The 26,040-nt window shown below is 41.6% G+C and carries 23 protein-coding genes and 2 pseudogenes; 7 read left to right on the forward strand and 18 right to left on the reverse strand.

Annotated features, from left to right (window positions below; all coding sequences use genetic code 11):
- Nucleotides 1-17 precede the first annotated feature (17 nt).
- Nucleotides 18-1,304 carry a cellulase-like family protein gene (locus ACQW03_RS08060; RefSeq protein WP_441949160.1) on the reverse strand — a complete coding sequence of 429 codons (1,287 nt, stop codon included), beginning with the start codon at nt 1,302-1,304 and terminating at the stop codon, nt 18-20.
- Nucleotides 1,297-4,653, reverse strand: coding sequence for a DUF5107 domain-containing protein (locus tag ACQW03_RS08065; RefSeq protein ID WP_441949162.1), 3,357 nt, complete (start codon nt 4,651-4,653; stop codon nt 1,297-1,299). The genes ACQW03_RS08060 and ACQW03_RS08065 overlap by 8 nt, the downstream gene beginning before the upstream one ends.
- 136 nt (nt 4,654-4,789) lie before the next feature.
- Here ACQW03_RS08065 and ACQW03_RS08070 point away from each other — a divergent pair, with 136 nt between their 5' ends.
- Nucleotides 4,790-5,671: an AraC family transcriptional regulator gene (locus ACQW03_RS08070; RefSeq protein WP_071639430.1), complete on the forward strand. Its 882-nt coding sequence runs from the start codon at nt 4,790-4,792 to the stop codon at nt 5,669-5,671.
- A gap of 115 nt (nt 5,672-5,786) precedes the next feature.
- Nucleotides 5,787-6,761, forward strand: coding sequence for a bile acid:sodium symporter family protein (locus ACQW03_RS08075; RefSeq protein ID WP_441949164.1), 975 nt, complete (start codon nt 5,787-5,789; stop codon nt 6,759-6,761).
- 267 nt (nt 6,762-7,028) lie between these two features.
- Here the strand turns inward: ACQW03_RS08075 and ACQW03_RS08080 are convergent, their stop codons facing one another.
- From ACQW03_RS08080 to leuB, 9 genes are all read right to left on the reverse strand, one after another.
- Nucleotides 7,029-7,454 carry a MarR family winged helix-turn-helix transcriptional regulator gene (locus tag ACQW03_RS08080; protein ID WP_025719952.1) on the reverse strand — a complete coding sequence of 142 codons (426 nt, stop codon included), beginning with the start codon at nt 7,452-7,454 and terminating at the stop codon, nt 7,029-7,031.
- Between the two features lie 218 nt (nt 7,455-7,672).
- The gene (locus ACQW03_RS08085; RefSeq protein WP_441949166.1) at nt 7,673-7,867 is read right to left on the reverse strand and encodes an HPP family protein; all 195 of its coding nucleotides are present in this window, start codon (nt 7,865-7,867) and stop codon (nt 7,673-7,675) included.
- Between the two features lie 68 nt (nt 7,868-7,935).
- A complete protein-coding gene (locus tag ACQW03_RS08090) occupies nt 7,936-8,046 on the reverse strand; it encodes a TraB/GumN family protein (protein WP_441949168.1) in 111 nt (36 codons plus the stop codon).
- A gap of 390 nt (nt 8,047-8,436) precedes the next feature.
- On the reverse strand, nt 8,437-9,426 hold the full coding sequence (locus ACQW03_RS08095) for a D-isomer specific 2-hydroxyacid dehydrogenase family protein (protein WP_441949170.1): 990 nt from the start codon (nt 9,424-9,426) through the stop codon (nt 8,437-8,439).
- A gap of 145 nt (nt 9,427-9,571) precedes the next feature.
- Nucleotides 9,572-10,918, reverse strand: a complete 1,347-nt coding sequence (locus tag ACQW03_RS08100) for a 2-hydroxycarboxylate transporter family protein (protein WP_441949172.1) — start codon at nt 10,916-10,918, stop codon at nt 9,572-9,574.
- A 23-nt stretch (nt 10,919-10,941) separates the two neighbouring features.
- Entirely contained in the window at nt 10,942-12,204 is a 1,263-nt protein-coding gene (locus tag ACQW03_RS08105) for an aconitase/3-isopropylmalate dehydratase large subunit family protein (protein WP_441949174.1), read from the reverse strand.
- A 7-nt stretch (nt 12,205-12,211) separates the two neighbouring features.
- Nucleotides 12,212-12,721 (reverse strand): LeuD/DmdB family oxidoreductase small subunit, encoded by a 510-nt coding sequence (locus tag ACQW03_RS08110; protein ID WP_441949175.1) that lies wholly within the window; start codon nt 12,719-12,721, stop codon nt 12,212-12,214.
- Between the two features lie 10 nt (nt 12,722-12,731).
- Nucleotides 12,732-13,874 carry an aconitase family protein gene (locus ACQW03_RS08115; protein ID WP_441949177.1) on the reverse strand — a complete coding sequence of 381 codons (1,143 nt, stop codon included), beginning with the start codon at nt 13,872-13,874 and terminating at the stop codon, nt 12,732-12,734.
- A 1-nt stretch (nt 13,875) separates the two neighbouring features.
- Entirely contained in the window at nt 13,876-14,976 is a 1,101-nt protein-coding gene (gene leuB / locus ACQW03_RS08120; RefSeq protein ID WP_441949179.1) for a 3-isopropylmalate dehydrogenase, read from the reverse strand.
- 410 nt (nt 14,977-15,386) lie between these two features.
- Between leuB and ACQW03_RS08125 the strand changes: the two genes are divergently transcribed.
- Nucleotides 15,387-16,445: a LacI family DNA-binding transcriptional regulator gene (locus ACQW03_RS08125; protein WP_441949181.1), complete on the forward strand. Its 1,059-nt coding sequence runs from the start codon at nt 15,387-15,389 to the stop codon at nt 16,443-16,445.
- A gap of 8 nt (nt 16,446-16,453) precedes the next feature.
- On the opposite strand, the gene ACQW03_RS08130 is transcribed toward ACQW03_RS08125, so the two are convergent.
- Both ACQW03_RS08130 and ACQW03_RS08135 read right to left on the reverse strand, forming a co-directional pair.
- A complete protein-coding gene (locus ACQW03_RS08130; protein ID WP_441949183.1) occupies nt 16,454-17,404 on the reverse strand; it encodes a hypothetical protein in 951 nt (316 codons plus the stop codon).
- Nucleotides 17,405-17,757: 353 nt separating this feature from the next.
- Complete coding sequence (locus tag ACQW03_RS08135; protein WP_190298551.1) at nt 17,758-18,576, reverse strand: alpha/beta fold hydrolase; 819 nt, start codon at nt 18,574-18,576, stop codon at nt 17,758-17,760.
- Nucleotides 18,577-19,274: 698 nt separating this feature from the next.
- Here ACQW03_RS08135 and ACQW03_RS08140 point away from each other — a divergent pair.
- Entirely contained in the window at nt 19,275-19,847 is a 573-nt protein-coding gene (locus ACQW03_RS08140) for a DinB family protein (protein ID WP_104497248.1), read from the forward strand.
- A gap of 619 nt (nt 19,848-20,466) precedes the next feature.
- Here the strand turns inward: ACQW03_RS08140 and ACQW03_RS08145 are convergent.
- From ACQW03_RS08145 to ACQW03_RS08160, 4 genes are all read right to left on the reverse strand, one after another.
- The gene (locus ACQW03_RS08145; RefSeq protein ID WP_044787028.1) at nt 20,467-20,892 is read right to left on the reverse strand and encodes a MaoC family dehydratase; all 426 of its coding nucleotides are present in this window, start codon (nt 20,890-20,892) and stop codon (nt 20,467-20,469) included.
- A 73-nt stretch (nt 20,893-20,965) separates the two neighbouring features.
- Nucleotides 20,966-21,313 (reverse strand): MmcQ/YjbR family DNA-binding protein, encoded by a 348-nt coding sequence (locus tag ACQW03_RS08150; protein ID WP_044787030.1) that lies wholly within the window; start codon nt 21,311-21,313, stop codon nt 20,966-20,968.
- Nucleotides 21,314-21,359: 46 nt separating this feature from the next.
- Nucleotides 21,360-22,688 carry a replication-associated recombination protein A gene (locus tag ACQW03_RS08155; RefSeq protein ID WP_441949187.1) on the reverse strand — a complete coding sequence of 443 codons (1,329 nt, stop codon included), beginning with the start codon at nt 22,686-22,688 and terminating at the stop codon, nt 21,360-21,362.
- A 119-nt stretch (nt 22,689-22,807) separates the two neighbouring features.
- Nucleotides 22,808-23,701, reverse strand: coding sequence for an AraC family transcriptional regulator (locus tag ACQW03_RS08160; protein ID WP_441949189.1), 894 nt, complete (start codon nt 23,699-23,701; stop codon nt 22,808-22,810).
- A gap of 137 nt (nt 23,702-23,838) precedes the next feature.
- Here ACQW03_RS08160 and ACQW03_RS08165 point away from each other — a divergent pair, with 137 nt between their 5' ends.
- The 3 genes and pseudogenes from ACQW03_RS08165 to ACQW03_RS08175 form a co-directional block, all read left to right on the forward strand.
- Nucleotides 23,839-24,279: a YybH family protein gene (locus ACQW03_RS08165; RefSeq protein ID WP_441949191.1), complete on the forward strand. Its 441-nt coding sequence runs from the start codon at nt 23,839-23,841 to the stop codon at nt 24,277-24,279.
- 120 nt (nt 24,280-24,399) lie between these two features.
- Nucleotides 24,400-24,576 (forward strand): annotated as a pseudogene (locus tag ACQW03_RS08170) (radical SAM protein); the annotation flags it as partial.
- A 264-nt stretch (nt 24,577-24,840) separates the two neighbouring features.
- Nucleotides 24,841-25,041 (forward strand): annotated as a pseudogene (locus ACQW03_RS08175) (Tn3 family transposase); the annotation flags it as partial.
- 128 nt (nt 25,042-25,169) lie between these two features.
- Here the strand turns inward: ACQW03_RS08175 and ACQW03_RS08180 are convergent.
- Nucleotides 25,170-25,829, reverse strand: a complete 660-nt coding sequence (locus ACQW03_RS08180) for a TetR/AcrR family transcriptional regulator (RefSeq protein WP_441949193.1) — start codon at nt 25,827-25,829, stop codon at nt 25,170-25,172.
- Nucleotides 25,830-26,040: the final 211 nt, after the last annotated feature.

Below are 26,040 nucleotides of genomic sequence, written 5' to 3' on the forward strand. Positions count from 1 at the left end.
TTCACTCCCCTCACTCGTTAATCTGAATTCAGGATAAATTGATTCCACTTGCGCTGCCAGGCGATATCATTCCAGAATGGATGATGGGGAGCACAGTTAGAACAGAGGGTCATTCCCCAGAACCCAAGTGCCATTCCTTTTCGCAACACATATTCAGCGATAAATTTGCCGACTGGGCCTTCTTCAAATTGGGCATACAGCGGCGTGTAGCCTACATAACCTTCTCCTATGACTATTGGAATGCCGGAATGACGAGTCCATTCATGAATCTCTTCCAAACGGGTGTCGGCCTTCTGCAACATGGCAATTTTATGGTCTCCATACCGATCGTACAAAAATAAGTCCCATTGGTCGGGATCTACCCAGTCGTGTAAATAAATAAGCCTCATGCCGACCGGATTGCCTTCCATCCGCCAATTCTGCTCCGGAGGCAGGGTCCACTTTGCAAATGGAGGAGCATCTTCTCTTAATAGGGATTGTACGAATGGATTGGGGAACGGCGCCAACTCATCATAAAGCCCTGCCGCTTCCATAAGCTCATTGAGCACCCCTTTAATATAAAGATGAAAATGGGCAACCTGCATATTGCGCGCGACGTAAGCTTTAGGGTAGGCTTCATTTAACGTATAGCTTGCCGTCATCATAATATCGGGATAACATTGGCGAAGATATTCAATCGCTTCTTCTACATAGGGCTGCATGGCTTCAATTAGTGCTGGTACATTCGTTTCGGCTATGCCTTCAGACGTTCCGACGGCGTTTAACTGCCCAAATTCCACTTCGTTATGCAACTCTGTATAGATGATCTGGTTCCTATAGCCTTCTGCTGTGACGAAACGGATCAACTGATCCATTGATTTTGCAATGGCCATAAATCTCTCCTTAGGAGGTATTGCAGCTAATTCATCTCTAAGCTCAGCATGAGCCAGAAAGCTGGGACTCTGCTGATATTCCCAAGAGGATAACATAATGTAACAGTTATGAGCCTTTGCTTGTCTAAACAGTTCAAGTAAATGAGCGTGCCCGTCCAGTACTGCGCCGCCACGACAGTTATACCAACGCGTACGCTGGCCTACTTCCCCAAGGTTAGCAAACTCCAAGGGTCCAGGACGTTTGCCATCCGCTGTAAACAACATGAATGGCATAGCACATATTCGGATCGTATTGTAGCCTCTTTCGACCGCTTCTTTAAAACGGGCTTCAAGATCGCTGTAGGGCTCACCTTCCTGCGTCATTGTATACCAAGAAAAGTCCCACATGGTGATTGTCAATTTGCGCGGTACATTTCTCATGAGTTTACTCATTTGATTTCCCCTCCCAGCTCCAGTCCATATGGTTCAATGCTCCTTGATGGTTAGCTTCCAGCTTAAGCACCGATTCAAAATGCAAGATAGCTTCGTCCTGTCTTCCTAATCCAAGCAAACCAAGTGCTTTCATATAAGTACAATGAACCTGATTACGAATATTCAGGTCATCTTCAAAGATGAGAAAGTCGGGTAACGAGACCGCAAAATAATCCATTTTCACGGGCTCAAACAAGTGCCTTTCGGCGTAATCAATGAGCTTGTTGAATCGACGCTTTCCTTCCTTCGCATAACCAAGTTTCTGCCAGGCCACTCCTTGGTAAAATATCATATCTGGCTGTTGATCGTTATAATACATGGCGTTAATGGGTTCCCCCAGTCCTTGAGAGGCCGTGGAAAAAGCCTGCTTTGCCTCATCTGTTAATTTCAATAGCTCATACGCGCAGCCCAAATAATAATAGATATCGTTATCTTGGGAACCCTCTAGCTTACCTTCGCCAAGATTCTCTGGATATACTAAAGCCTCCTGCAGCCCTTTTACAGCCTGTTCAATCTGCCCAGACCTCAGGTCGGACTTCGCAAGCTCTACCTTGGCAAGCCTATACTGTCCAGTTACCTTCCCCTCTCCGCCTTCCCATGGATGAAATATTCTCCCTGTCAGCAAGGACAACGCTATTTTATGCTGCTTCATCGCATTGTGAGCGGTTACATATTCTAAAAACAGATCATCGCGAAGCTTTATGATTCCCGGATACCTCTCCATTAGGTTCAATCTGTCGTTGGGCTTGATGTTCAGCTTCTTATACAGCTGGTCAAGCTCATAAAGAACACGCGCGTCTGAAGTATTGCACGCAAATGCCTGCTCTAACGAATGACGAGCCTTCTCTACTTGGCCTTGTTTGTTAAAATATCCAAGAGCAAGATTACGGTGAACAACGGGGTAAGTATCGTCAATGGAACGAGACGTTTCCCAGCTGGAAATGGCATCCCAATGCCGTTTCTTGTCATAGAGTAAATTACCTAAGTAATAATGCGCCTTTCCATCCCCCGGTCTTGTTCGAATTGCAAATTGTAATACATCCAACTCAAACAGACTGTTAGGAAAGCAGTAGTCGGGAACTGCAACTGCGGCCTGAGCGAGAGCATAGTTCGCCTGCTCATGCTTGCCGATTTTAGCATAGCAGAAGGCCTGAACGTAATACAGCATAGGGTATGTTTTTGCCTGCTCTGGAGCTTCTTCCAACACACATACTGCATCCTCATAGAGTCCCGCCGCCGCATAGTCCGATGCTACTGCTATATAATTATGCACATCTCCACGCATCCATTTTTCCAGCTCTTCAAAGACCGTTTTAGCATCATCTCGTAACCCGAGAGCCTCTAATGATAATGCTTGCTCACGGTAAGCTCCAAAATCGGCGATATCGAGCTTAATCGTTTCCTTGGAATAGGCTATTGCCGCTTCGTAGCTGCCAAGCTTACGAAGAATAGCCGACTTCAGGTTGCGTGCTTTGTAGTTGCGAGCATTTCGGATTGTCGAGCGCTCCACGAATTCCAACGCTTCTTCATAGTTCCCTTTTTCTGTCGCAATCTGTGCCAGTGAGAAGTACCCGCTGTCTTGCCATGCCGCACTCCATACTGATTTATAAAATGCAGCGAACGCCTCATCCATCCGCTCTTGGTATTTTAGCGACAAACCAAGCTGGTAGTAGGCCTCACCATCATAGGGATTAGAGTTACGCCAGGTTACTCGTGAGATGGCTTTACGAAAGCACTCTTCACTTTCTAAATACAATCCTCTACGAAGAAGCAACGTACCGTATGCCACATTTATGCGGCTGTCATTTTTATCTCTTTTCAGGCCCTCAAGATAATACGCCTCGGGTTCAAAGGTAGCATGACGGTATTGCTCCAAGTGTTGTCCTGCTAAATACAATTCTTCGTTCGTTCTTAATTCCTCCGGTTCTGGCAGGGCGGCAGCAGCAGCCGGCATCTGTTCAACTTCCTTCTTCTTCGGCTGGTAGCTAATCAGCTCCCTTCCGGTCGCGTCTTTGACGGTTAAGCATAGTTCATAATCCTCATCCTCAGCCAAAATAACTGTCTTCTGTATAAAGGCCTTATTAGGTGTCAGATCTAAGGTTTCTTGGATATAAACTTTCCGCTGACTACTTAATTCCACAACAGCCTCACGAAATGACGAAGTTACATAGACTCCAATCTGTGCCGTCCCTTCGCTGCGATTTAATTCCAAATTAACGGCTGCGTCAATTGAAGCGTTTTTGACAATACCAATATGTTTGTAAGGCATAAAATACTGCGAGAACGATTTTTCTTCGTACGGCTGAAGCCAAGTGAAATCTGGTTGGTTATCGGTATATATCCCCGTCATCAACTCGATGTAGGGGCCGTCTTCGTCTGTTAGATTCCGGTCCCAAGCTTGGCCGAATTCGCCATTCCCCCATGTCCATTGCTTTTTTCCGGGAGAGATGTGATGGTTAGCCACATGCAAAAGCCCGGCTTGTTTCATATGGTCGTAACCACCTATGAAATTATAATCCGATTTATAGGCCATATATGAAGTGGGGACAGGAATATTTTTATATCGGGAGATATCTACGCCTTCAGAATAATCCATTTTATAATAAGTGCCTGTAGCAATTGGGAAACGGGATACATCTCGCTTTCCATGGTCGAACACGGCTGATACGTCTGGAGGAAAAACAGATTGTGTGTGCTCGTGTACCGCTATGGCTGGATTGGCCCACCATAGAAACGTTTGAGGCTCGGCAGTCCGGTTGTATAGCTGGGCCCCAACTTTAAGGTATGCTTTATCCGGTTGAAGTGTAAAACCAGCTGTTACTTTCGTGCCGAACATACGATCAATTTCGCTCACCCATACCGTTGCACTTCCATCCTCATGTTCTTCCAACTTGTATTCAACAGGTCCGTAGGTGTTGGGACGGTGATGCTGGGGCCAGTTGAACTCAATGCCTCCAGATATCCACGGCCCCAATAAGCCCACAAGCGCTGGTTTGATGACCCTGTTATAATAAACAAAATCGTAACCGTTGGTCTTGTCGACCGCACGATAAATGCGGCCTCCCAGCTCTGGCATGATCTCAATGCGCAGATATTTATTTTCCAGAAAAACCAACTGATAATTCTCAAGCTTCTTTTCATCCTCAATTTTATCAATTACCGGATGCGGATACACTCGACCGGAGCTTCCCTGATAGACACGTTTCTCCAGAAACATTGGATTTTTGTCGGGTTTGCCAATTCCATACGTGGGGATCTGCACGGTTTCCTCCCACACGCGTGCCTTAGCGTCGAAGATGCTCAATTCCATCACTCCCTCATAGTCGCTCTTATATTCAGAGCTTACAAGTAAGCGACAGTACAGACAATTGACAATCCACTGTTTATGATGGACTATATACGTATTTCATCATTAGAGCCGCCTAAGGCTAGGAGATGGATAGATTATGAATAAGAAAGCTGATGGATTTGAGGGTGAAAAGTTATATGTCCTTCCACCCTATATGCTGGATAAATTAAATATGAATCCGCTTACAAAAGATCTATATATTACGGATATAGGCTGCTTCAGCCATGCCCGCCATCATTTTCGTGAAAGAATGCACGGATGTGACTCTCATATATTTATCTACTGTACCAGCGGAAAAGGTTGGATACGAACAAAGGATAACCTAACGATTGACATGACGGAGCGAAGCTTTGCGTACATTCCCAGGGACATGCCCCATGCTTATGGGGCTGACGATGGAGATCCTTGGACGATTTACTGGTTTCATCTTAAAGGGGACCAAGCTGATGATTTTATGGCATTATTTGAGCCTTTTAAAACGTATATTTCGATGGCTTCCAGTGATGAAGTCAAACTACTAGAGCTATTTCATCAGTGTTACGACCTTTTACTGAACAAATCATACTCCATCATACATTTAGTTCAAGTATCGCAAACTGTCCGTTATCTGCTGAGTTTTGTTGTATCGGTTGCATTTCGCAAGGAAGACAGTACGTACCAGAGTCATGTGGATAAGGCAACACGCTATATGAGTGAACAATTGGAATCCACCCTTTCGCTTGAGGAGCTTAGTCGGCATGTTCAGGTATCCAAGCAGCATCTGAACTTGATATTCAAGCAATCCACCGGCTACTCTCCTGTCGATTACTATTTAAGAATGAAGATACAGAGGGCCAGTCAGCTTTTGGATTTGACGAATGCTTCTATTAAAGAAATTAGCATACAACTCGGTTTTAGGGACCCTTACTACTTCTCCAGGCTATTCAAAAAAATAATGGGCTGTTCTCCTTTGGAATACCGAAATAATTTGAAGGGGTGATCTATGTTCATCAGGAGCGTTCAAATTTGCTTCTGTCGGGCTACCGCAAGGTCACAGATCATTTACGAATCAGGGGTGCAGGGTCTATACTTAAGGTTAAAAAAGGAAGTTTTGTATGCTCCTCACGTTGAATCGAAGACTAAATGCAGCTATGCCGCTAATTACACCAATCAGCATTCTAATTGGCGTCCTGATCGGTACGCCGTTGTCACAATATACCGAACTCTCTCCCTGGCTGTTTGCATTCATGACCTTCGCGGGCAGCATCAGTATGGGGTTTAAGGATTTTGTCCATGTGATAAAGCATCCTGGTCCGCTGATCGCCTGTCTGTTTATTCTTCACCTGGCCATGCCGCTTCTCGCCATGATGCTAGGGCATCTGGCCTTCAGTAATGATCCTTATACGATCACTGGACTTATTCTTGGTGCAGCTATCCCTACAGGTATTTCCAGCTTCGTGTGGGTCAACATCTATAAAGGCAACACGGCGCTGACATTGGCGATCATTTTAATTGATACGATTTTGGCCCCATTCGCCGTGCCGGGCATCATGTCCCTGCTGATCGGAGCGGATGTGCAACTTGATACCTGGGCGATGATGCAGAGCCTGTTCTGGATGATTGTCGTTCCTTCGCTAATCGGCATGGTGTTGAACGAATGGACTAAAGGGAAGATCAAGCAGGTATGGGGACCTCGGCTAGGCCCGTTCTCCAAGCTGGCTATGGCTCTTGTCGTCATGATTAACGGATCTGTCATCGCGCCTTATCTGGTCGATTTTAACCTCAAGCTTGTCGGAGTATGCCTATCCATAGTCGTCCTTGCTACCACTGGATATGCAATCGGTTATCTGATATCAGGGCTGATGCGGTGGAATAATGCAGACCGTACGGCGCTTGTCTTTAACGGCGGCATGCGCAATATCAGTGCGGGAGCCGTGCTTGCCATCACCTACTTCCCGGCCCCGGTAGCGCTGCCTGTTGTACTCGGGATGATTTTCCAACAATCTACAGCATCTCTGGTTGGGTTTCTGCTGAGTCGTCGCGACCGCGGCAACGCCAAGGAAAAGCGCAATACGGCTTCAGTTTCTTAAGCAAAGGGGGCTGGCAGCGGTTCCAGACGATAAAACTCCTCCTCATGAGGAGGAGTTTCGGAAGGGCATTTCTATGCGTACATGGTTGGAAGCCTAATTAAAATATGCATGCACAATCATATAAATGGTTGCTTTCCACTTCATAACATTTCTTTTGAATCGTGTAGGGTAATAAACTAAGCCCCTGTAAAGAGCCTTTCGTGGCACAACGTTCAAGCCACATATTACCCTAAGGAAACTAAGAACGAGTTACACAGGTTGCAAAGTCTAAAACAGCTTTTGCGTAAGATTTTGAAATTGTGACTTCACTCCATCTTTCTGAAGTTCTGATTGAAGAACCTGATTAAAGGTTTGAAGTGCACGCTGGAATTTATTTTCACCAAGTTCCGTAATACGAGTATACACACCTCGTCGATCATCCTCGCATGTATGTCTTTGTAAAGCCCCGCAGTTTTTGGCTTCCATTCTAACTACGAGTCTCGATGTCGCACTTTGACTTAACCCCACCAATTCTTGAAGTTGCTGCAGTCGTAATTTTTTTTCCTCAGAATTGGATATAAAACCCAACACATAAAACTCCTTCAAGGATAAATCATAATTTTGTAGCAGAGCTTGTTCTAACTTATCATTTAAAGTGGAATGGATGTGTGACAAAGACAACCATACATCCAAAAGTTCGTTTTCATGTTGCAAGTTTAGACCACACCATTCTATATTGAAGTATCTCCACTTAGTTTAACCTATTGTATCAAGCTTAAATGGAATGGTCAAAACCCATACAATATTAACAATATGTGAGTAATTTTGTTTACAGAAAGAACCATAACAATGCATTAACTTGAACAAAGCCCCAGTCCTAAATGTAAAAGCGTTGCGTTACAATCTTGTGCTTCAAAATTGATCTTCCACGATTATAACCAGAATTTTGGGTATTGTCTGTTTTTGAATACATTATTGTACAACAAAGCTATACATACGATGATAATGGAACCAATCAGAACGGGAGATACAAGAAAAGTCCAGCAATCTCTGAATTCTTTTTTAGGGATTCTAGCTACTGATTGATCGTCTTCTAAGCACAAAAAAAGACGAGCCCATCGGCCCATCTTTTTTGCGACTGCTTATTTACGTACGACATCGTAGCCTTATCCTTCAGCAGTTGGATGACTCCATGCTAATCCAGATAGTGTCCTGCGCCAACAACGATGAAATACTCTGCTTTTTCATCACTGTTAAGATAGCTCTCGATTTTATTGGCCATACCGATATTCCGATCGGTCAGCATTGCTTTGTTATATTCAGGGTCAGTAGACCGCTGTTGGTGAATTCGAGCAGTTACTCGTCATCTCCTGACTTCCACATTTCAGCCAGTTGATCCACGTTGTCATCCAGAGTATCGTAATTGTCCAACGCACCATTCAGATTCTTCGTGGATAGAAACTGTCATCCGCAAGGTGGATCGATCCTACGAGATAAACGGTATTCCCACTATTCCCCACTCCCCACATGAAACCACGAGCGTTTTCGTTGGTTGTTTGGGAGAACAGAAGCACAGTGCGGGATTTCTGATCCCATTGAACATAGTAGCCAGTGGAGTCACCGATCACCCGAATCGGCTACACATCGCCAGTATTTTGTCTGATAGCTACGGCTAGAATGTAAATACGAAGTTTATCTATGGTTGTATTTCCCACTGACTAGTGCCATTATTCATAAAAGATATGAGCGATTTTAGCGCAATTTCTACCATATCACTCACCGCTTGATCAGTATAAAATGCTGTATGTGGCGTTACAATGACATTGGGAAATGCCTTTAAGATGGCCAGTTGGTGATTGTTCAGGACATTCAAACGGTGATCCTCATGAAAGATGCCCAATTCATCTTCAATGACATCCAACCCCGCAGCCCCTATTTTGCCCGTCTCAATACCATATATCAGCGCTTCGGTATCGATCAGTGGTCCCCGTCCACAATTCACGATGCAGACGCCATCCTTCATTTTAGCGATACTATCCCGATTGATCATATGGTAGTTGCTATCGAATAATGGTGCATGCAGGGTGATTACATCACTGGTGGAGATTAGCTTTTCCAGCGAAACATACTCTATCAGACCCCTTAGATTATCATTCTCGTAAATATCGTAACCTATAAGGTTACATCCGAATCCAGAAAGATTTTTGGCAACAGTAGCTCCGATCTGGCCGGTACCTATAATCCCCACAGTTAAGTTTCTGATTTCTCTACCTTGAATACCTGCCAAGGTGTAATCTTGTACGGTGCCTCGCGCTAAAATCTGTTGTGCTCTACGTTCACACATTAGAATTAACATCGTGGTAAAATCCGCGACACTATTGGGCGAGTAAGTAACATTCGAAAAGCGTATGCCATACTCTTTTGCTGCAGCTCTATCTACATAATTGTATCCGGCGCTCCTTAGTGCGAGATACTTGACCCCAACCTTTCTTAAAGCTTGCAAAGTTGCTCGGTCCGCTTTATTGCTCCCTTGTATCGTTACAGCCTCAGCGTCTTGAGCATGAATTGCGGTCTCGGCATTTAACTCTTGATTCACATATCTGATATCCAAGTCAAACTCATTCCCAAATTTCTCAAAGTATGCCGCTTCGTCAGGACGCGCTTGATAAACTACGATTTTATTCAAGGTTAAAAACCCCTTTCGGTGATACAGCTTCATCATGGAAATTGGAAATACGTTACCGGGCAGCATAATGTGAATATATTCACATTATGCTGCCCGTATATCGTCCAACGTCAGCCGAATAGTGTAAACATTTTAAATTGGTGCATTATAAGAAGTATGGCAACAACAAACTGATAACAATAACCATTATGGCTCCACCGATCCGGTTGGCGATAGTTGCAAATGGCATCATCCCCATCCGCTCCGAAGTTGACAATACCCCGATAGCACCGGTTCCTCCCAGATTTCCTAAATTAAGACCCACTGCGATCATCGAATCAATGGGGTGGAATTTCATAAGCTTGCCGACAATTAATGAACCTATCACAGAACCGATAACCCCAAAAATGATAATGACAAAATTCGAAACTGTAAAATAGGAGGACACTTGGCTCAAGTCAAGCGATGCAATCCCAATCCCCGTGATGAGGAACGGTAAAAAGTTTCGAACCATAAATCCTTGCCAAAAGTCACTGGATTGGCACAAGCTATCATCCAAAAAGCCAGTTGCTTTCACAATAATGACCAAAATTACAGCCCAGGCTATAAAGTTAAGCTGTGGTATAAGGCTCTGCAAAATGTTACCAGCGATTATAAAAACAACCGAAACAAACAACCCTGCACCTAACTTTGTAATATCTTTCTTCAAATCACTCGAGACTTTAGCTTTTTCTTCTGCGGGTTGGTCTGCATTTTTGCGCACATTCTTCAGTAATTCGCCATTACCTGTTAGCGAAGGATAGCGCTTGCCAAGTTTATGCAGCAAGCCGGCGAAAATGACGCAAATCAGATTTGAAATGTTCATGTATACAAGGAACTGCCCAGAAAAAGTTCCTGCCGGCTTGTGAAAAATCGGGCTATAAATGGACGGAACAACGGCGATTGCACCAGAAGAACCTCCAGAATAATTCGGCAAACCGATCATAAATAGACCTTCCAGCAGCGTTGAACCTGTTAGGAGCGATCCTAGAATTAAGAAGATGAATACAAAGGCCAGAGCACCAATAATGCACGGTAATAGCCGTAATGAGATGGAGACAAGCACCTTCCGATCCATACTAAGGATCGAACCGATGATGATTGCTGATAAAAATAAATTGACAAAGCCCGATCCGATCAAACCAGAAATATTCGTCTGCACGTAATCCGGAATCAGACCAAAATACACGAGTGCGGAGCCACCGAATAACGGTAGAAGGATCGCTCCTCCCATCCAACTGCCGAAAATGGGAATGACGCCTCCAACATATGAGAACAAACCACCAGCCATCAAGAGAAATGCAATCGAACCGATAATATCTTTATTCAAATTCCCGGTATAGACGGCAAGCAATATGATGATAGAAAAGGGAATGTAGTATTTTAACGACAATCCTGAAATCTTTATTTTTTTTAATTGAGCTATGAAATTCGACTTCGGCGGAATAGCGGTAACCCCAATTTGCTTATCCATAGTAAACTCCCATCTGATTATTGTTATAGCGCAAATTGTTTAGCTGGATGAGTGATAACCCCCGTTAACGCGGATGCCGCGGCCACTGCCGGGGAAGACAAATAAATCAGCGACTTCTTGGTTCCCATTCTGCCGATAAAGTTGCGATTGTTAGTACCTAGTACCACCTCATCGTCGCTCATTAAACCATATGGTTGCCGGCAACATAATCCGCAGCAAGGATGCGATACACTGGCGCCGGCATCAATGAACGTTTGAATATAACCGCGTTCCATCGCTTCTTTGTAAACATTGATGGTTGCCGGAATCACGATCATTTTCAGGAAAGGAGCAATTTTTTTACCTTCAAGAATTTTAGCTGCCATCTCCATATCTTCAATGCTACCGTTGGTGCAAGAACCAATATAAACCTGATTCAGTTTCGTTCCTTCGATTTCGGAAATAGGGTGGACATTATCAACTCCTTGCGGACATGACAATTGGGGCTCGAGCTTACTGACATCGTAATGAAGAACTTGTTCATACTTGGCGTCTTCGTCTACCTTCAGCCAGGAAATATCATTATAGTCCATGTCATAATACTCAGCTGTTTTTTCATCTGCTTCGAATAATCCTACCTTTGCACCAGCTTCCAAAGCCATGTTAGCTATAGTGAATCGTGACTGCATACTCATGCTGCGCACGGCAGTTCCTGTAAATTCCATCGACTTGTACTGGCCGCCATCCGATTTGATGTCACCAAGGATTCTTAAGATAATATCTTTTGCTCCGACACCTTTCGGAAATTCACCATCAAGCACAATCTTGATGGCCGAAGGAACTTTGAGCCAGATCTCGCCCGTTGCCACAACTGCTGCCATTTCGGTATGTCCAATGCCAGTACAGAAACAGCCTGCCCCGCCATAGGTCGTTGTATGGCTATCTGTCGCTACGACGATTTCACCTGGTCTTGCGTATCTCAGCTCATGCATCAGAGAATGGCAGATTCCCTCGCCCTTATGAATGTTTTTAATTTGATATTTTTCGGCCAACTCAAGCCCATCCACAAAATGGGCAGGATCGGTATCAGCTTGGTTGGTCGGCATCAGATGGTCAAATATGATTACTCCGCGATCCGGATAGATCGCTTTGGTCACATGCATATCCTTTAAAGCGCGCTTTAGGAACGAAGTGTAAATATCATGGATCATATATCGATCAGGCCGAGCGATTACCATGTCACCAGGGGCCAGACTTTGTTCTCCCGTATTTTTCATTAATAGTTTTTCAGCCAGTGTATGTCCCATTGTTTTGTTATCTCCCTTCTGCCTCAACTTTTTCCATTCGTTTAATGATATTGGGGATTAGTCCGCCATCTTGAATAATTTCAAACAAGTTATTGGACACCTTGGGAATGCTGAAGCTCTTGCCGTTGACTGTAACTGACTGGTTCACTTCGACGGTCAGGATGTCCCCTTCTTCGCAGTGCTCAGGTATTTCTGCATTTTCAATCAGCAGCATCCCGTTATTGATCGCATTTCTAAAGAAAATGCGGGCAAAGGATTTAGCGATGATGCAGTAAACACCATGTACATTAATCGCTTCGGCGGCCATTTCCCGCGATGATCCGCAGCCAAAATTTTTGCCAGCTACAATAATATCTCCCGGTTGTACCTGAGATGCAAATTCGGGGCGAAGTGTTTCAAGACAGTGCGAACCCATTTCCTTTTTATCGAGAATAACCCCGTGCCGGCCCGCAATAATAGTATCTGTATCGACATCGTCCGGGAGTTTCCATATCTTTCCAATAAATTTCTTTTCCATAAAAATCTTCTCATCCCTTCGAATTTAATGTAATACAGCCCTTCAACGCGGAGTTGGCAACGGATTCTGCGGAAGCCAGGTAAACCAGCGAGCCCTTTGAGCCATTGCATCCCTTATAATTCCAGCAACTAGCCGATAGCATCGTTTCGCCTTCAGCGATAACACCTTTTGAAGTTGTCACACAGCTGGCACAGCCTGTGCTCAAGATTTGCGCACCGCTATCGATAAAGGTTTGAATTAGCCCTTCAGAAATAGCCTGTTTGTAAACTTCATTAGTTTGTGGTCCAATCGATAACCGCATAGTAATGGGAATCCGTTTTTCTTTCAGAATCGCTGCAGCTGTTCTCAAATCCTCAATACTGCCTCCTGTGCATCCGCCGATGAAACAAGCCGACAGTAGAGTGCCTTCCAATTCAGCTGCAGGTTGCGATTGATGGATCGACCCCGGCAGAGCAACCATTGGTTGCACATCTCCTAGATCATAGCTTTCTTGGCCCGGTTCTTGATAATCCATATGAAGAAAAGCTGTCACAGCACCGCTTCTCGAAGCCAATTGGCAAAGATCTGTTGTTTCTTTCCGGGATAAGGAATTTAAGCCCTTACCATAAAATCCGATGGCTTTGCCGTCGTATTTAAGCTCTTCTGATGCTAAAAAAGAGATTAAGAAATCTTTAATGGACGCTTCTGGTTTGAGTTGACCCTTAAGTTCAATGTACACAGTTTCCGGAACCACTAGATTCATCTTGCCGCTGGCACACACATGAAGCAATTCGGATGGATTCACATGTAAACCGAGAGCCTGCTCTACACCGAAAATGCTGTTGTGCTTGCCTGGCGAAACAACGATGTCACCAGGTTTTACATATTGATCCAGCAGAATATGATATCCGATGCCTTGGGATTGGACAAATTTCAGTTCGTGCTTGCGAGCAAACTGAATGAGCTTCTTCTGTATTTCAGCCGATATGAAATTCCCAGCGGGAGTATCGAAATAGAGCATCACGATCACCCGCTCAGGCGCTTCAAGCCGCTTTATATTTTCTAATTCATTAACAATTTCCAATGGTAAACTGTCACTTAAAACGATGTAGTTCGGTTCAATAACTGTAGTTACTCCAGACTTTTCGTTTAAAATAGATTCGATCATCGTCATATCAAACTAGCTCCTTCCCTATTTCTCTTATCTTTTCGGATATGATAGACCCCATTTCGCTTGTCCCAATCCGTTTACTTTCCGGTAAGCAGATGTCCATTGTCGCGTATTTTTCATTTAGTACCTGTCTAACTGCTTCCTCAATGGTCTGGCTCTCTTTTTCCAAACCGAAAGCAAACCGCAACATCATCGCGCCAGATAAAATAGAACCGATGGGATTGGCGATATCTCTGCCTACAATGGAATAATCCTTATTGTGTATTTGGTTAGGTGTAAACAAACCTTTTCCTTGGCGATTGAGCTCCGCTGACGGAAGTACATTCGGTGTTCCTGCCAATGCGGATATTTCATCCGAAAGGATATCTCCGAACATACCAGACGTTAGAATGACGTCATAGTTATGAGGATTGGTAATGACTTGCGCAGCGGCATCATCAATGTACTGATTCACCAGAGCTACATCCCGATAATCTGCACTAACCTCTTGGACAACCTCACGCCACAATTTCGAACTCTCCAAGATAACCGCCTTATCCAAACTTGCGACCTTCTTGCTGCGCCCACGAGCAATTTCAAACGCGGCACATGCATTCGCTTTGATAATTTCTTCATTATAGTACTCTTTATCAAGTGCTTCTCTGCCATAATCCCCGATTCCCCGGTATCTTCTGGACATGAGCATGCCACCGGCCAGATCACGAAGCAAAAGAATATTAAACCCCTCGCCAATGATACCGTTCTTCAGAGGGCTCAAATCTGCCAATGATTTATATACGGAGATCGGCCGAAGGTTTATCGTAAGCTGTAGCTTTTTTCTAAGTAGAGAAAGAACATAGCTTGGACGCTTTTCTTGCGGCAATTCCGGATACTTATCGAGCCAGAGGCTTCCCAATAATATTGCGTCGCTTTCTTGACATTGCCTTAGGCTCTTATCGGGAAGGGGTTCGCCATACTTTTGAACGGCTTCGGTTCCGGCTTCACATCTTTCAAAATGAAAGGTATGATGAAATACGTTGCCGACTTCATTCATCACTTTGATCGCTTGCTCAATGATTTCTTTACCGATACCATCTCCATAAATAACCGAGATATTGTATGCCATCTACCTCATCTTCTCTTTTTAATATTACGGAATAATATTTTTAAGCATCCAAGGAGATTACCGTTATATTCCATGGATTTGCCGAAACATATAAATAATTACGATCACCACTTAAGTACAACGTTGTACTAAAAATAATCAACATCATTAACTATCCAATACACACAAGGCATACACTATCCTCCTTTTTAAAGTTTCGGCCGCATTTTGGAATTAAGTTTTAGTACAATGTTTTAGTACAACGTTTTAGTATAACGTTGTACTAATTGACAAATTCATTCTATATCAATAAAATGAACAAATCAAGGACATGTTCTATTTTTCACAATTGTTCACATTTACAGAAAATTAGATTAGGATTATATCTAAGGAAAGTATGACCAATTATTTATTAGACTGGAGACCTTAAGATGGTTACACTGAAGGATGTTGCTAAATTAGCTGAGGTATCTGTTTCGACGGTTTCCATTGTTATTAACGGCAAAACTAAGGAACGAAATATTCCCTCGAAAACCTACAATAAAGTAATGAAGGCGATAGATGAATTGGGGTATCAGCCGAATGTTAGTGCAAGACGTTTACGCAATTTAGATCGGGCCAAGCCAATTATTGCCTTATATTGGACATTAGATGCCCGGACGAACATGCTGACGGCACTGTTAGCGGGGATTCAATCCGAAATAGAAAAAAAACAATTTGATTTTGAGCTTGTTATACGTATTTATACGAATGATCAAATCGCCAAAGATGCTAAAGAGATCATGAATAATACGTATAATGGAATTATTATAGGTGCTACTTCCGAGGCGGATCTTGCGTATTTGGAGTCATTGTCGCCCCGTATGCCAATCGTTTTGATTAATCGCCAGTCTAAAAAATTCTCTACTGTTTATGTTGACTCTGGCGAAGTTGCAATAGAGGCGGTTTCTTTGCTTACTAAACAATCGATACAAAAAATCGGAGTAGTGGCAGTAGAAAGTCCTTATGTTGCTTCCAACCAGCGAATAAACGCTTTTCTTGAAGAGTGCAGGAAGCAGCATATTTTAGTTGATCATTCACACATTATAACGGCACCGAATTCGCTTGCCGGTGGAGTAACCGCAGCCGGGAGATATCTCCAAATGACGGATAGACCTAAAACTATATTTTGTGAATCGGATACCATCGTTATGGGAATGATCCATGAATTTAACCGTCTGAAAATTAGAATCCCTGAGGAAGTTGCTATTATATCGATCGGGATGACTGGACCGGATGCTACCCAATATTCTACACCGCCCATTACAGCCATTGATATACCATCCGAGAAAATAGCCGCTGCAGCTATATCTATACTTTATAAATCGTTATCCCAGAAGAACCTACATGACCGGTTGTTGCCTGTTCATCAAAAAATAGCTCCGACAACTTATATTCGAGCATCATTCCCTTTACCACCGGATGATATCCTTAACTTTCCGAGGGCATGAAAGGCTGATCATAAGATCCTTTTTGTTTTCCTTATAGGTGAAGGCCATGATCTTTCCTTTGGAGCATCGTGACCTGACCACCAGCCCGCTTTGAAGAAGTTTTCTTTATTACTAATGGTTGCAAGAACTTTTGCGGCTTTAGGTAGTTTCGTAATGTAAGAACCTGTAACGGTGTAGAAGTACTCTTCGTTATCGTAAGGGGCTGTAATCGCATTATCCTGTTTGACATTCGCCAGGAAGACCCCTTCGTATCTTTCCCATGTTGGTCCAGCAAACGCAAATTGAGGAATCCATTTTTTTACATTAACCATCCCCATATTTCCATAAGCAATGTAAGGCTTCCCTTTCTCGACAAGTTTATCGGAATCGAATGTATTCACAAGCACATCGGCATGCTGCTGATCATCGGTCACTTTAAAACCGAGATTTTTGAGCGCATAAGCCGGTTCACCGAGAGCAGCTACCGTAGAAGGTTTAAGAACTTTGCCAACGGGTTGGTTATTGCCTAATGCCGTTACATCAAGATCGTATTTTGAGGCCAGCGAGTGCAGATCGTCATAGGCGACTGCAAAGTCACCCGCTTCATATCCTTTTCCGCTTTTTAATAACATCGTGACCACTTTGCCGGATTTAAGCAATTCATTAACGGTTTTGATGGCATCGTTATTGGTGTTTCGAATTAAAACATAGGCAGAATGATTCGGCATTTGTGTTGCCGGAATCGATACGGAAGTCACCGGAGAGGTTTGGCCCTCCAACACTCCAGCTTCTCTAACCACATCACATTCAAATCCTCGTAGGACTGGAAAATCCTGCGCAATCCCGCCAGCTACGGAAGCATAATCTGAGACGTTAATACCATCATATAAAACCATGTTTGCAATGCCGTGTTTTGCCTGGTGCATATTTATGATAAATGAACCTGCAGGGTAGGTCTTGCCAGCAGCTGCTTTACTCATTGAAGTTCCGAACGTCACAGCGATAGAAGGTAATGAGGGGCTAAAGATCGTTTCACTAATTTGTGGGAAGCCTACTCAAACAATCAGTAATAATAAGCTTAGCTTTTTGTTTCCGATGTTTTTCTTCAAAGAAATCCTCTCCTAGATCATAATAGGTTGGAAGAAAAACATCGTAGCTTGGGAAATGGCGGCTTCACGAGCTTAATTTTATCTAAATCACTCATGAATTCACTCTTCCTTTGAACATACGAAGAAAATTATACTTTTTTTAATACCTATTCAATAATACCCTATGCTTTTAAACCATGTGAATTAAACTACACTGCCCGTTAGTTCAATGGATTCATATACAACTAAAATCCAAACTCTGTTACTCTTTCAAGCCACTCACGCATAAGTGACTCAAATAATAGAGCCTGTTCAATCTGAAGATTATGGCCTGCTCGATCTAGAACGGCAAAGGTTGCTCTAGGATAATTGTCTAAAATTCTAAAAGCATCTATGTAACCAACAACTGCATCTTGTCGCCCAAGAGTAAATACTGTTGGTTTATCGAAAACTAATTCATCTATATTGGTGGAAAATCCATAGTTTCTTTGAATCTTGCTAAGAAAATCGTAGTCAGCAATCTTACAACCTGCCACGATCTCTTCAGAATACCTTTTCCAATTATATTCATTGAGAACAACTTGATTTGCGCTAAAATCACTTATTTGCTCTTCACTTAAGGTGTCCATAAACTCGCGATCACAATGAACAACAAAATGCTCGGGAAGTATTCTTCTTTTGTGTTCAGGAATAATTAATGGACAAATCAGTGCAGCTCCACCAATACGATCTTTATGTCTATTAATTATTCCTCTTGTAATATAACCACCGTATGATTCGCCTGCTATGAGATAATCTTGGTTTGGGACAAGAGTTTCAATAAAATTTATAACTGCTTCTAGCATATCATCTGAATTACATATTTGATCGTAATCCTTTGTTTGTCCCATTCCAGGCAGATCAAGATAGATACGACGCCAACCGGGGATATCTTCAAATATCGGTTCCATACACCCACTCATTAACCGATGGTCTGGTGTAAAACCATGGATCATTATAATCGGTTTGCCTTTACCAATTTCCTCGTAATATATATTGGCATTCTTGACTTTACAATATGGCATACAGACTCCTCCAATTGATTTATTTATAATGTGCTTATACTAAAGAAAAATCTACATTGCTTTATCTAGCACACCAGATCTCCGTTTCCGTTTCGTTTTGATTATATACGCATATATAATATATGTAAAGAACACTTGTTCGCCCTTCTTGTTTCCGGAGTTAAACCAACCTGCCTGTTTTATTATTCATCACCATATAAAGTAGAAAAACAAAAATCTCATCTATTAATTACCTTTGTCTCAGCTATAATGGTTACTCACATGTGTGGTGTCATAATTAATGAGAACTCATTGACTCGAATTTATTCGGTCCACCCTAATTTTTCAAATTTTATGAGAATATACGCAACTCTAAAAAGGAGTATTTATACAATCAATAAGAAGTTGTACTACTTCTTCATTGTCAATTGTTAGCGAATAATAATGTTTTAGAATAAACAATAAAGAACTAGACTGAGAAAATAAAGTTACAGACTGGCGACGCGTGGCCCGCATGCGCAGCTGCAGCTTGCTCTCCCGGCTCTTCCGGAATGAAGTCCAGCTTTGCGATCGGCGCGCTAGCGACGGCGGCCGGTGTAATTAGAAAATATAGTCTTATACTGGTAAATAAAGTATTAAAGATATAAACTACGAATATGCTTTTTTCTTGAGCCCTCTCATATGATGAGAGTAATTCAGTATTCGAGGAGATGATTTTGATGAACAAGAGCATAGGGATTAAGGATATTTTGCTAAGGTTCGACGAGATTTCGAAGCATTATGTTCGGGAGCTGGACAAGTATAGTCTGGCGGAACTGTGTCGCAAGCCAAGCGAGAACGAATGGTCGCTTGGGCAAATGTACCTGCATCTGCCCCATTCCACGCTGAACTTGCAGCTCCTTCTTGCGGAGCAGTGCATGGCGCTCGGTGGCGGCAGCGAGGAGGGCGGCGGGAAGACGGAGGCCGGCCATGCCGTGTTTGAGCAAGGGAGCTTCCCACCGGTTCGCATTCAGGTACCGGCCGACTTGCTATATACGCCTCCTCAGCCAGAGAGCAAGGAGCAGCTTGTCGCCAAGCTGGAGGAAGCAAGGCGCCGCATGCATGAGATTGGGGCGTCGCTGCAGAACATAGACCCAGAGCGGCTGCAGCGAAAGGCGACTCATCCGGCCGTAGCCTTCGGCGCGTTAAACGCGGTCGAATGGTTCACGATGGTGGAGATGCATTACCGTCATCATCTTCTTCAAAAGGAGCGGCTGGACGCTTTCTTACAAACTGCAGAGTTATTAGGCTAACAGGACACGATAGTTGAATGTTGACCACAACAGCGGCCAGTCTAGGATTTTATTTTCGCGTCCTTATCTGCCGCTGTTGCATTTGTCGGATCAGTCTAAAACTTTATTTTCTTCGGGCATCAATTATGATTATTTTTCTGTGTACATACAATAAAGTTGTGTACTAAACGAGTACTTATTTTAATTTCATTTTATATTAATATGTGCGTCAATTTTTATATTTTCTAATATCTCTTTAGAATACAATTTTTGTAATAGAAGTTCTAAAATTAGATCTTCGTACTTTTTAAGCTCTTTTTCTATCCAGTAAAAGGTATTACCTGAAATTTCTTTCATGTCATCAAAGGATATATCTTCTCATAAAGGAGTTCCTTAAATTTTGCTTCCTACAACAGCAAATCACTGGATTTTCCCTGCTGGTCAGTGTCAATGATGCAGCCAACTGAATGTTTAGTGCAGACAAAAACAGCTCCTGCATCTGCAGGAGCCATTCTCTGAACGGACACAATTATCTTTTGTGCATTCCTTTGCGCTGACGATAGGAGCTACTATGTTTTCTCCCCGCTTTGGAATACGTGAATGAAGGATATCCCGTCAATTTCATTTATTTAAAGATACGTTATTTTTTTATTATTACAGAAAGATCCCCTTCAAAAATTTTTTGAGTCGTATGATTAAAAGTAGATAAATTCACAGTTACAATTCCTGTATTCTTTCGGTTATCTTCTAGATTAATGACTTCAACAACTACATGTAACTCATCATCAGGGTATACAGGTTTTATAAATCGGATATTATCCATAGCAGTACCAGCCACTACATCTTCACCGTATAAACCACACTCTACCCATAGTTTAAATGTTAGGGCTAATGTTTGGATTCCTGAAGCAATAATTCCTCCAAATATGCCTTCCTGAGTTTTCTTCTCATCCAAATGCATGTACTGAGGGTCAAATTCAGATGCGAATTCCATAATTTTTTCTTTGGTTACTTTTATAGAATCAGTCTCGAACCGCTGCCCTACAAAGAATTCATTAAACTTCATATTACACCTCTCGAAACGGATACTTTTACATAATGACTTCCGCAAAATTTAATTGTCAATAAGAAATTTATCTTTAGCTAGTATGTTTTTTGGAGCTTTTTGGCTTGGTCAATTCGAAGCTATGATGCACCATATCGTGAATTTCATCTTCTGGCAGATCACCATCTAATATTACTGTATTCCAATGTTCCTTGTTCATGTGATAACCAGGCTTTACCTCTTCAAACGCTTTTCGCAAAAAATCAGCATGATCAGGGTTGCATTTTAGGTTGACGCAAAGATGCTCATCATGATTGTATATCAAGGCGAAAATTTTTTTGTTCCCTTGATGTCTCATCGCAGTCCATCCGTCTCCAAAAGGGTGATCTTCATATGAACTTGGGTATGATAAGCAATGCTCAATAATTTCTTCTATTGTCATGACGAATTCCCTCGATTTCTATTGGATCATCTATACATTAAAGCAATTAAGTTTCTTTGTGGCTTGCATACCATGCTGAAATTTCTTCCATCCGTTGTTTAAATTTCATTTCAGATCCTTGTATAGTGGGGTGGTAATATACGCGTCCGATGAGAGAATCTGGCATGGTCTGCATCATTGTTAATTTTTCTTGAGTATCATGGGCATATTTATAACCTTTCCCGTAATTCAGTTCTTTCATCAATTTAGTCGGAGCATTTCGTAACTGTAAGGGAACAGGTTCATTTACGGAATGCAGGGCGTCTTTTTTTGCAGCTCTATAGGCCAAATAAGCTGCGTTGGACTTCGGGGCCAAGGTGAGATAAATGACAGCTTGGGTTAGATGTACATCGCACTCTGGCATACCAATAAACTGACAAGCCTGGAAGACAGCTACTGCTATCTCCAAAGCTCGGTTATCTGCTAAACCAATATCTTCACTTGCAAATCTGACCAATCTTCTAGCAATAAATAATGGATCTTCTCCGGACTCCGACATGCGCGATAACCAGTAAATTGCAGCATTAACATCACTATTTCTCATCGCCTTATGCAAAGCAGATATGATGTTATAATGTTCCTCACCATTTTTGTCATATAATAATGACTTGCGATTTAACATTTGTGCTAAATCATTTTTATTCACTACAATGGCTCCATCTGATTTTTTCCCGTGTAATACAGCCATCTCTAGTGTGTTTAAAGCTACTCTGGCATCTCCATCGCAATATTCAGCAATCGCTGATAAAACACCGTCTTCGATCTCGATTGATTGATTATTAAACCCTTTTGGGTTCGCTAATGCTTTTTGCAATAGCTCTAAAATATCTGCATGATTGAGTGGATGAAGCACAAACACTTTACTACGAGAAAGCAAGGCTGAATTCACTTCAAACGATGGATTTTCGGTTGTTGCTCCAATCAATATAATGCTTCCTTTTTCCACATAAGGCAGAAAGGCATCCTGCTGTGCTTTGTTAAAACGATGAATTTCATCAATAAATAAAAGTGTTTTCTCACCTAATTGCCTGTTTCCTTCAGCTTCTTTCATGACACTACGAATATCTTTGATACCGCTAGTCACAGCGCTAAAATCAATAAATTTAGATTGAGTTTGATTGGCGATTATTTTAGCTAACGTTGTCTTTCCCACTCCTGGTGGCCCCCAAAAAATCATAGATGAAACTTGATCATTCTCAATCATTTCACGTAATACCTTTCCGGGTTCAAGCAAATGTTTTTGACCTACAAATTCTTCTAAATTTTGTGGACGTACCCGATTTGCTAAAGGCCGTCCCTGATCATACTCGTCATCAAATAAAGATCCTTGGATCATAAAATCACTTCCTCAAACAACATATTTTAAAAAAATACATGAGAAAACATTAATATATAACTACAATTAGTGTTTTATTCAATATGAAAGGTAGTAGACACTCGAGTAAGTTAATAATTTCAAAGATGCTGCTGTCGAAATTCTGCAGGCGTACAACCTGTTTCACGTTTGAAAAATTTACTAAAGTGGGTGGCCTCCTTGAAGTTAAGCTTTTCCGCAATGTCACTAATAGAATAGTCCGTATGCATTAGCAGACGTTTTGCTTCAAGATTAATACGGGCCGAAATGAAAGATTTCGCACTTATTCCAACTGCTGCCATAGTTGCTCGAGTTAGAGTTTTTTCCGTACAGTTTAGACGAGTAGCGTATTCACTAACATGGCTCAACTTAGCGAAGTATTTCTCAACGAGTTTCTGGAAGCTTATAAAACGCAGCGATGTTTGAGAATCTATTGTTTCGTTCATCCGTTTGCATTTATGAAGAATACTGAGCCAAGTCACAAATGCATAGATTTGGTAACGCAACAACATATGAATATCTTCTTCTGTCCCTTCAATCAACAAGTCTTCGATCATTCGTTCGATAGAAGCGATGCTACGACGCAACTCATTATGATTTAAATTTAGAATGCTTGGTAGCCTTCCAAAATCAAAAGCTAGTTTAAGCTCATTTAATGTTGATGTGTTAGGTATAAGAAACTCCGAACGAAACAAAATAATCCAACCATCCCAATTCTCATCATGTCCGAAATTATGAACTTGACCCGGAGATATGGCAAGAAAGGTTCCTGTGCTACAGGAAATCGGCTCAAAATCGACCCATTGTATACACTCACCTTGAGTAACACATATAAGCATATAGAATTCATATCTATAAGTTACACTCATCCTTTCTTTGGGTGTCCGTTGTTTAAGATCAGAGACTCGAAAAATTTCTACATCGTATGGATAAGGTAGTACAGGTTGATATTTAAGACGTTCTATATTTATTTTTTGCTTTGATATGCGAACCACTATATAAACCTCCTTTACTCAAAATGTAGAATGTCCGAAAAGTATCATTTATTTTCCCGGTTTTGCCTTTATCATTTGTGTTTAATGACCTAAAATGATCATATCACTTCCAACGTCTTAAAAAAAGGAGCAAAAAAATGAGTGTAAATATCAAAGAAGTAGCTGAAACTGTATTGAATATAGAACGCGCTAATAATGAACGGTGGAATCAAGGAGACTGCTTTGGGTACCTAGATAGTTACAGTGATGATATTTCATACTTCGATCCTGTGACTGAAAAACTTATTGTAGGTAATTCAGCGGTGAGAGAACATATTTTGTCACGCTATAAAAATCCTAATATTATTCGGAGTGAATATCTCAATCCAGATGTCGCTGTCAGTGAAGCTGGTGATTTGGCTGTGTTGAGTTATAATTTACACAATTACGTAGCAGGAGAAGATGGACAAGAAAAACTTCAAAAATGTTGGAATACTACTGAAGTTTTTCGTTTAATTAATGGCGAATGGCGTACAGTACATTCCCATTGGTCTTTTGTCCGCCATCCTGGGATTATATCGGGTCTTGATGCGTTCTAAATACACACACCTTTTACTAAAATTAATTAAAACTCCCTTTATCAGTTGAACTGGTGGAGGGAGTTTCTGTTCATTCGGAATTTCATTTATGTAAATATTTAAAATGAAGGGGTATCTAACATGCAGATTGATAATACGATGGCAAAAAAAATTTTGAGCGAAACCAAAGGAGCATCTACTGTTGGATTTACTCACTCTTTGAATCCTTACAGTGGTTGTGCTTTTGGATGTAGTTATTGCTATGTTAGAGAAATGCCCATTCAAAAATATAAAGAAATTCCTTGGGGAGAATGGATTATGGTATCAGCCTGATATTCATCTAAAAACGAACAACTATTTTAATAAATATTTTGACGAAAAGATTATATTCTTATCTTCTAGTAGAGAGTATCCTCTAAAGGGGAAATTATGCACAATTGATTAATCTGCAAGGAAATGGGACATTAATATTCTCTATTAGGAGATTCAATTGATGAAAACTCAATATATTTTACATACAAAAAGAGCAACTAAACTGGCTGCTCTTTTTTGTATGTAAAAGCATGTCACTGATGGAATGCCCTCCAGATTGGAGTTTTGACGCTTCACGTAGATGCGAATCCCCATTACGGGACAGGAAAAGGAGCTACGATTTATCGGTTCGTGAGCGACCAATTTTCCTCTTTCTACACGAAAGTCATCAATACGAACACTCGGGATGCCGTACACGTCATCGACTGTTTGCTCCACCATGAAATGGACTTGGCCATCGAGGTGCATTTCGCTCTGATTGAAACCTAAGCAGTCACCCTCTGAATTTAATAAAAAGCCCGATGATACGTGCTCATCGGGCTTTTTATTAAATAGTCACTAAGAAGAAATATTCTTGTTATCTGTCATTAATAATTAGTTTAATATAAGTTTTTTGAGATTTTTTGTGCCATATGCTCAATTCTAGGAATCATCAAATTGTCATCTATCATTTTCATTTTATCGGGTTTAAACAACTGGAATTTCTTTAGATTGTAATAGTCAAATAGCACTTGAAACACGGTCAATTGGTTCTCCATCAAGTACTTTACATCTAAAACATTACTTAGAATCTCATCTTGCATAACGATAAGTCTACCCTCAATCCTATTAAAGACCCCACTTTTAATCCCTTCATCATAGAAAGCCAATTCCTGATCTTCTCGTTGCTTCATAGCTTCTTTTAGGCGCTCATAGGTCTCAGGATAACTACTTTCAAGGTCCCTTAGGAAAATGTCTGTGATGAACTCTCTTAAGATGATTGTTTGTTCAAACGTTTGCTGAAATCGCTGAACAAATACTTGATCAGCGTCAGAATCTTCAATAATTTCGTGGATGTATTCGATAGAAGCATTCACAAGAAACGTAATAATATCTTCTTTGGTAGAGAAATATTTATATAAAGTCGCCCTGCTTACATCCATAATCTTTGAGATTTCGTCCATTTTCAAACCTTGAAACCCATATTTTCTAACGTGCGCTGACAATCTATTAGTAAGTTTTTGCCTCATCTGATGTTGTTTTTCAATCTGCCGTTCCATCTAAATGCCCCCTTATACATGATATTATATCTCATAATCATCATTTCAAACACACTATACAAAATAGACACTAAGAATACTTTTTGTTTACTTTATTCATTTCTTATGATATTATTTGTGTGTTCCTATGAATAACAGAGATGAAAATTCATATTGAACGCACTACGATTGGATACCTTTTTAACTAGGCTTTAAACACTTAGGTGATAAC

Source organism: Paenibacillus sp. DRB1-1 (assembly GCF_052119485.1).
GTDB lineage: Bacteria > Bacillota > Bacilli > Paenibacillales > Paenibacillaceae > Paenibacillus > Paenibacillus polymyxa_B.

Bases quoted from the DNA above. Each gene is read 5' to 3' on its own strand.
- ACQW03_RS08165 (WP_441949191.1), top strand. From the start codon at position 23,839: ATGAGTGTAAATATCAAAGAAGTAGCTGAAACTGTATTGAATATAGAA.
- ACQW03_RS08130 (WP_441949183.1), bottom strand. From the start codon at position 17,404: ATGAGTAAAGCAGCTGCTGGCAAGACCTACCCTGCAGGTTCATTTATC.
- ACQW03_RS08070 (WP_071639430.1), top strand. From the start codon at position 4,790: ATGAATAAGAAAGCTGATGGATTTGAGGGTGAAAAGTTATATGTCCTT.
- ACQW03_RS08140 (WP_104497248.1), top strand. From the start codon at position 19,275: ATGAACAAGAGCATAGGGATTAAGGATATTTTGCTAAGGTTCGACGAG.
- ACQW03_RS08155 (WP_441949187.1), bottom strand. From the start codon at position 22,688: ATGATCCAAGGATCTTTATTTGATGACGAGTATGATCAGGGACGGCCT.
- ACQW03_RS08125 (WP_441949181.1), top strand. From the start codon at position 15,387: ATGGTTACACTGAAGGATGTTGCTAAATTAGCTGAGGTATCTGTTTCG.
- ACQW03_RS08060 (WP_441949160.1), bottom strand. From the start codon at position 1,304: ATGAGTAAACTCATGAGAAATGTACCGCGCAAATTGACAATCACCATG.
- ACQW03_RS08105 (WP_441949174.1), bottom strand. From the start codon at position 12,204: ATGGGACATACACTGGCTGAAAAACTATTAATGAAAAATACGGGAGAA.
- ACQW03_RS08110 (WP_441949175.1), bottom strand. From the start codon at position 12,721: ATGGAAAAGAAATTTATTGGAAAGATATGGAAACTCCCGGACGATGTC.
- ACQW03_RS08085 (WP_441949166.1), bottom strand. From the start codon at position 7,867: ATGGGCCGATGGGCTCGTCTTTTTTTGTGCTTAGAAGACGATCAATCA.
- ACQW03_RS08145 (WP_044787028.1), bottom strand. From the start codon at position 20,892: ATGAAGTTTAATGAATTCTTTGTAGGGCAGCGGTTCGAGACTGATTCT.
- ACQW03_RS08065 (WP_441949162.1), bottom strand. From the start codon at position 4,653: ATGGAATTGAGCATCTTCGACGCTAAGGCACGCGTGTGGGAGGAAACC.
- leuB (WP_441949179.1), bottom strand. From the start codon at position 14,976: ATGGCATACAATATCTCGGTTATTTATGGAGATGGTATCGGTAAAGAA.
- ACQW03_RS08075 (WP_441949164.1), top strand. From the start codon at position 5,787: ATGCTCCTCACGTTGAATCGAAGACTAAATGCAGCTATGCCGCTAATT.
- ACQW03_RS08115 (WP_441949177.1), bottom strand. From the start codon at position 13,874: ATGACGATGATCGAATCTATTTTAAACGAAAAGTCTGGAGTAACTACA.
- ACQW03_RS08100 (WP_441949172.1), bottom strand. From the start codon at position 10,918: ATGGATAAGCAAATTGGGGTTACCGCTATTCCGCCGAAGTCGAATTTC.
- ACQW03_RS08180 (WP_441949193.1), bottom strand. From the start codon at position 25,829: ATGGAACGGCAGATTGAAAAACAACATCAGATGAGGCAAAAACTTACT.
- ACQW03_RS08090 (WP_441949168.1), bottom strand. From the start codon at position 8,046: ATGCTGACCGATCGGAATATCGGTATGGCCAATAAAATCGAGAGCTAT.
- ACQW03_RS08150 (WP_044787030.1), bottom strand. From the start codon at position 21,313: ATGACAATAGAAGAAATTATTGAGCATTGCTTATCATACCCAAGTTCA.
- ACQW03_RS08135 (WP_190298551.1), bottom strand. From the start codon at position 18,576: ATGCCATATTGTAAAGTCAAGAATGCCAATATATATTACGAGGAAATT.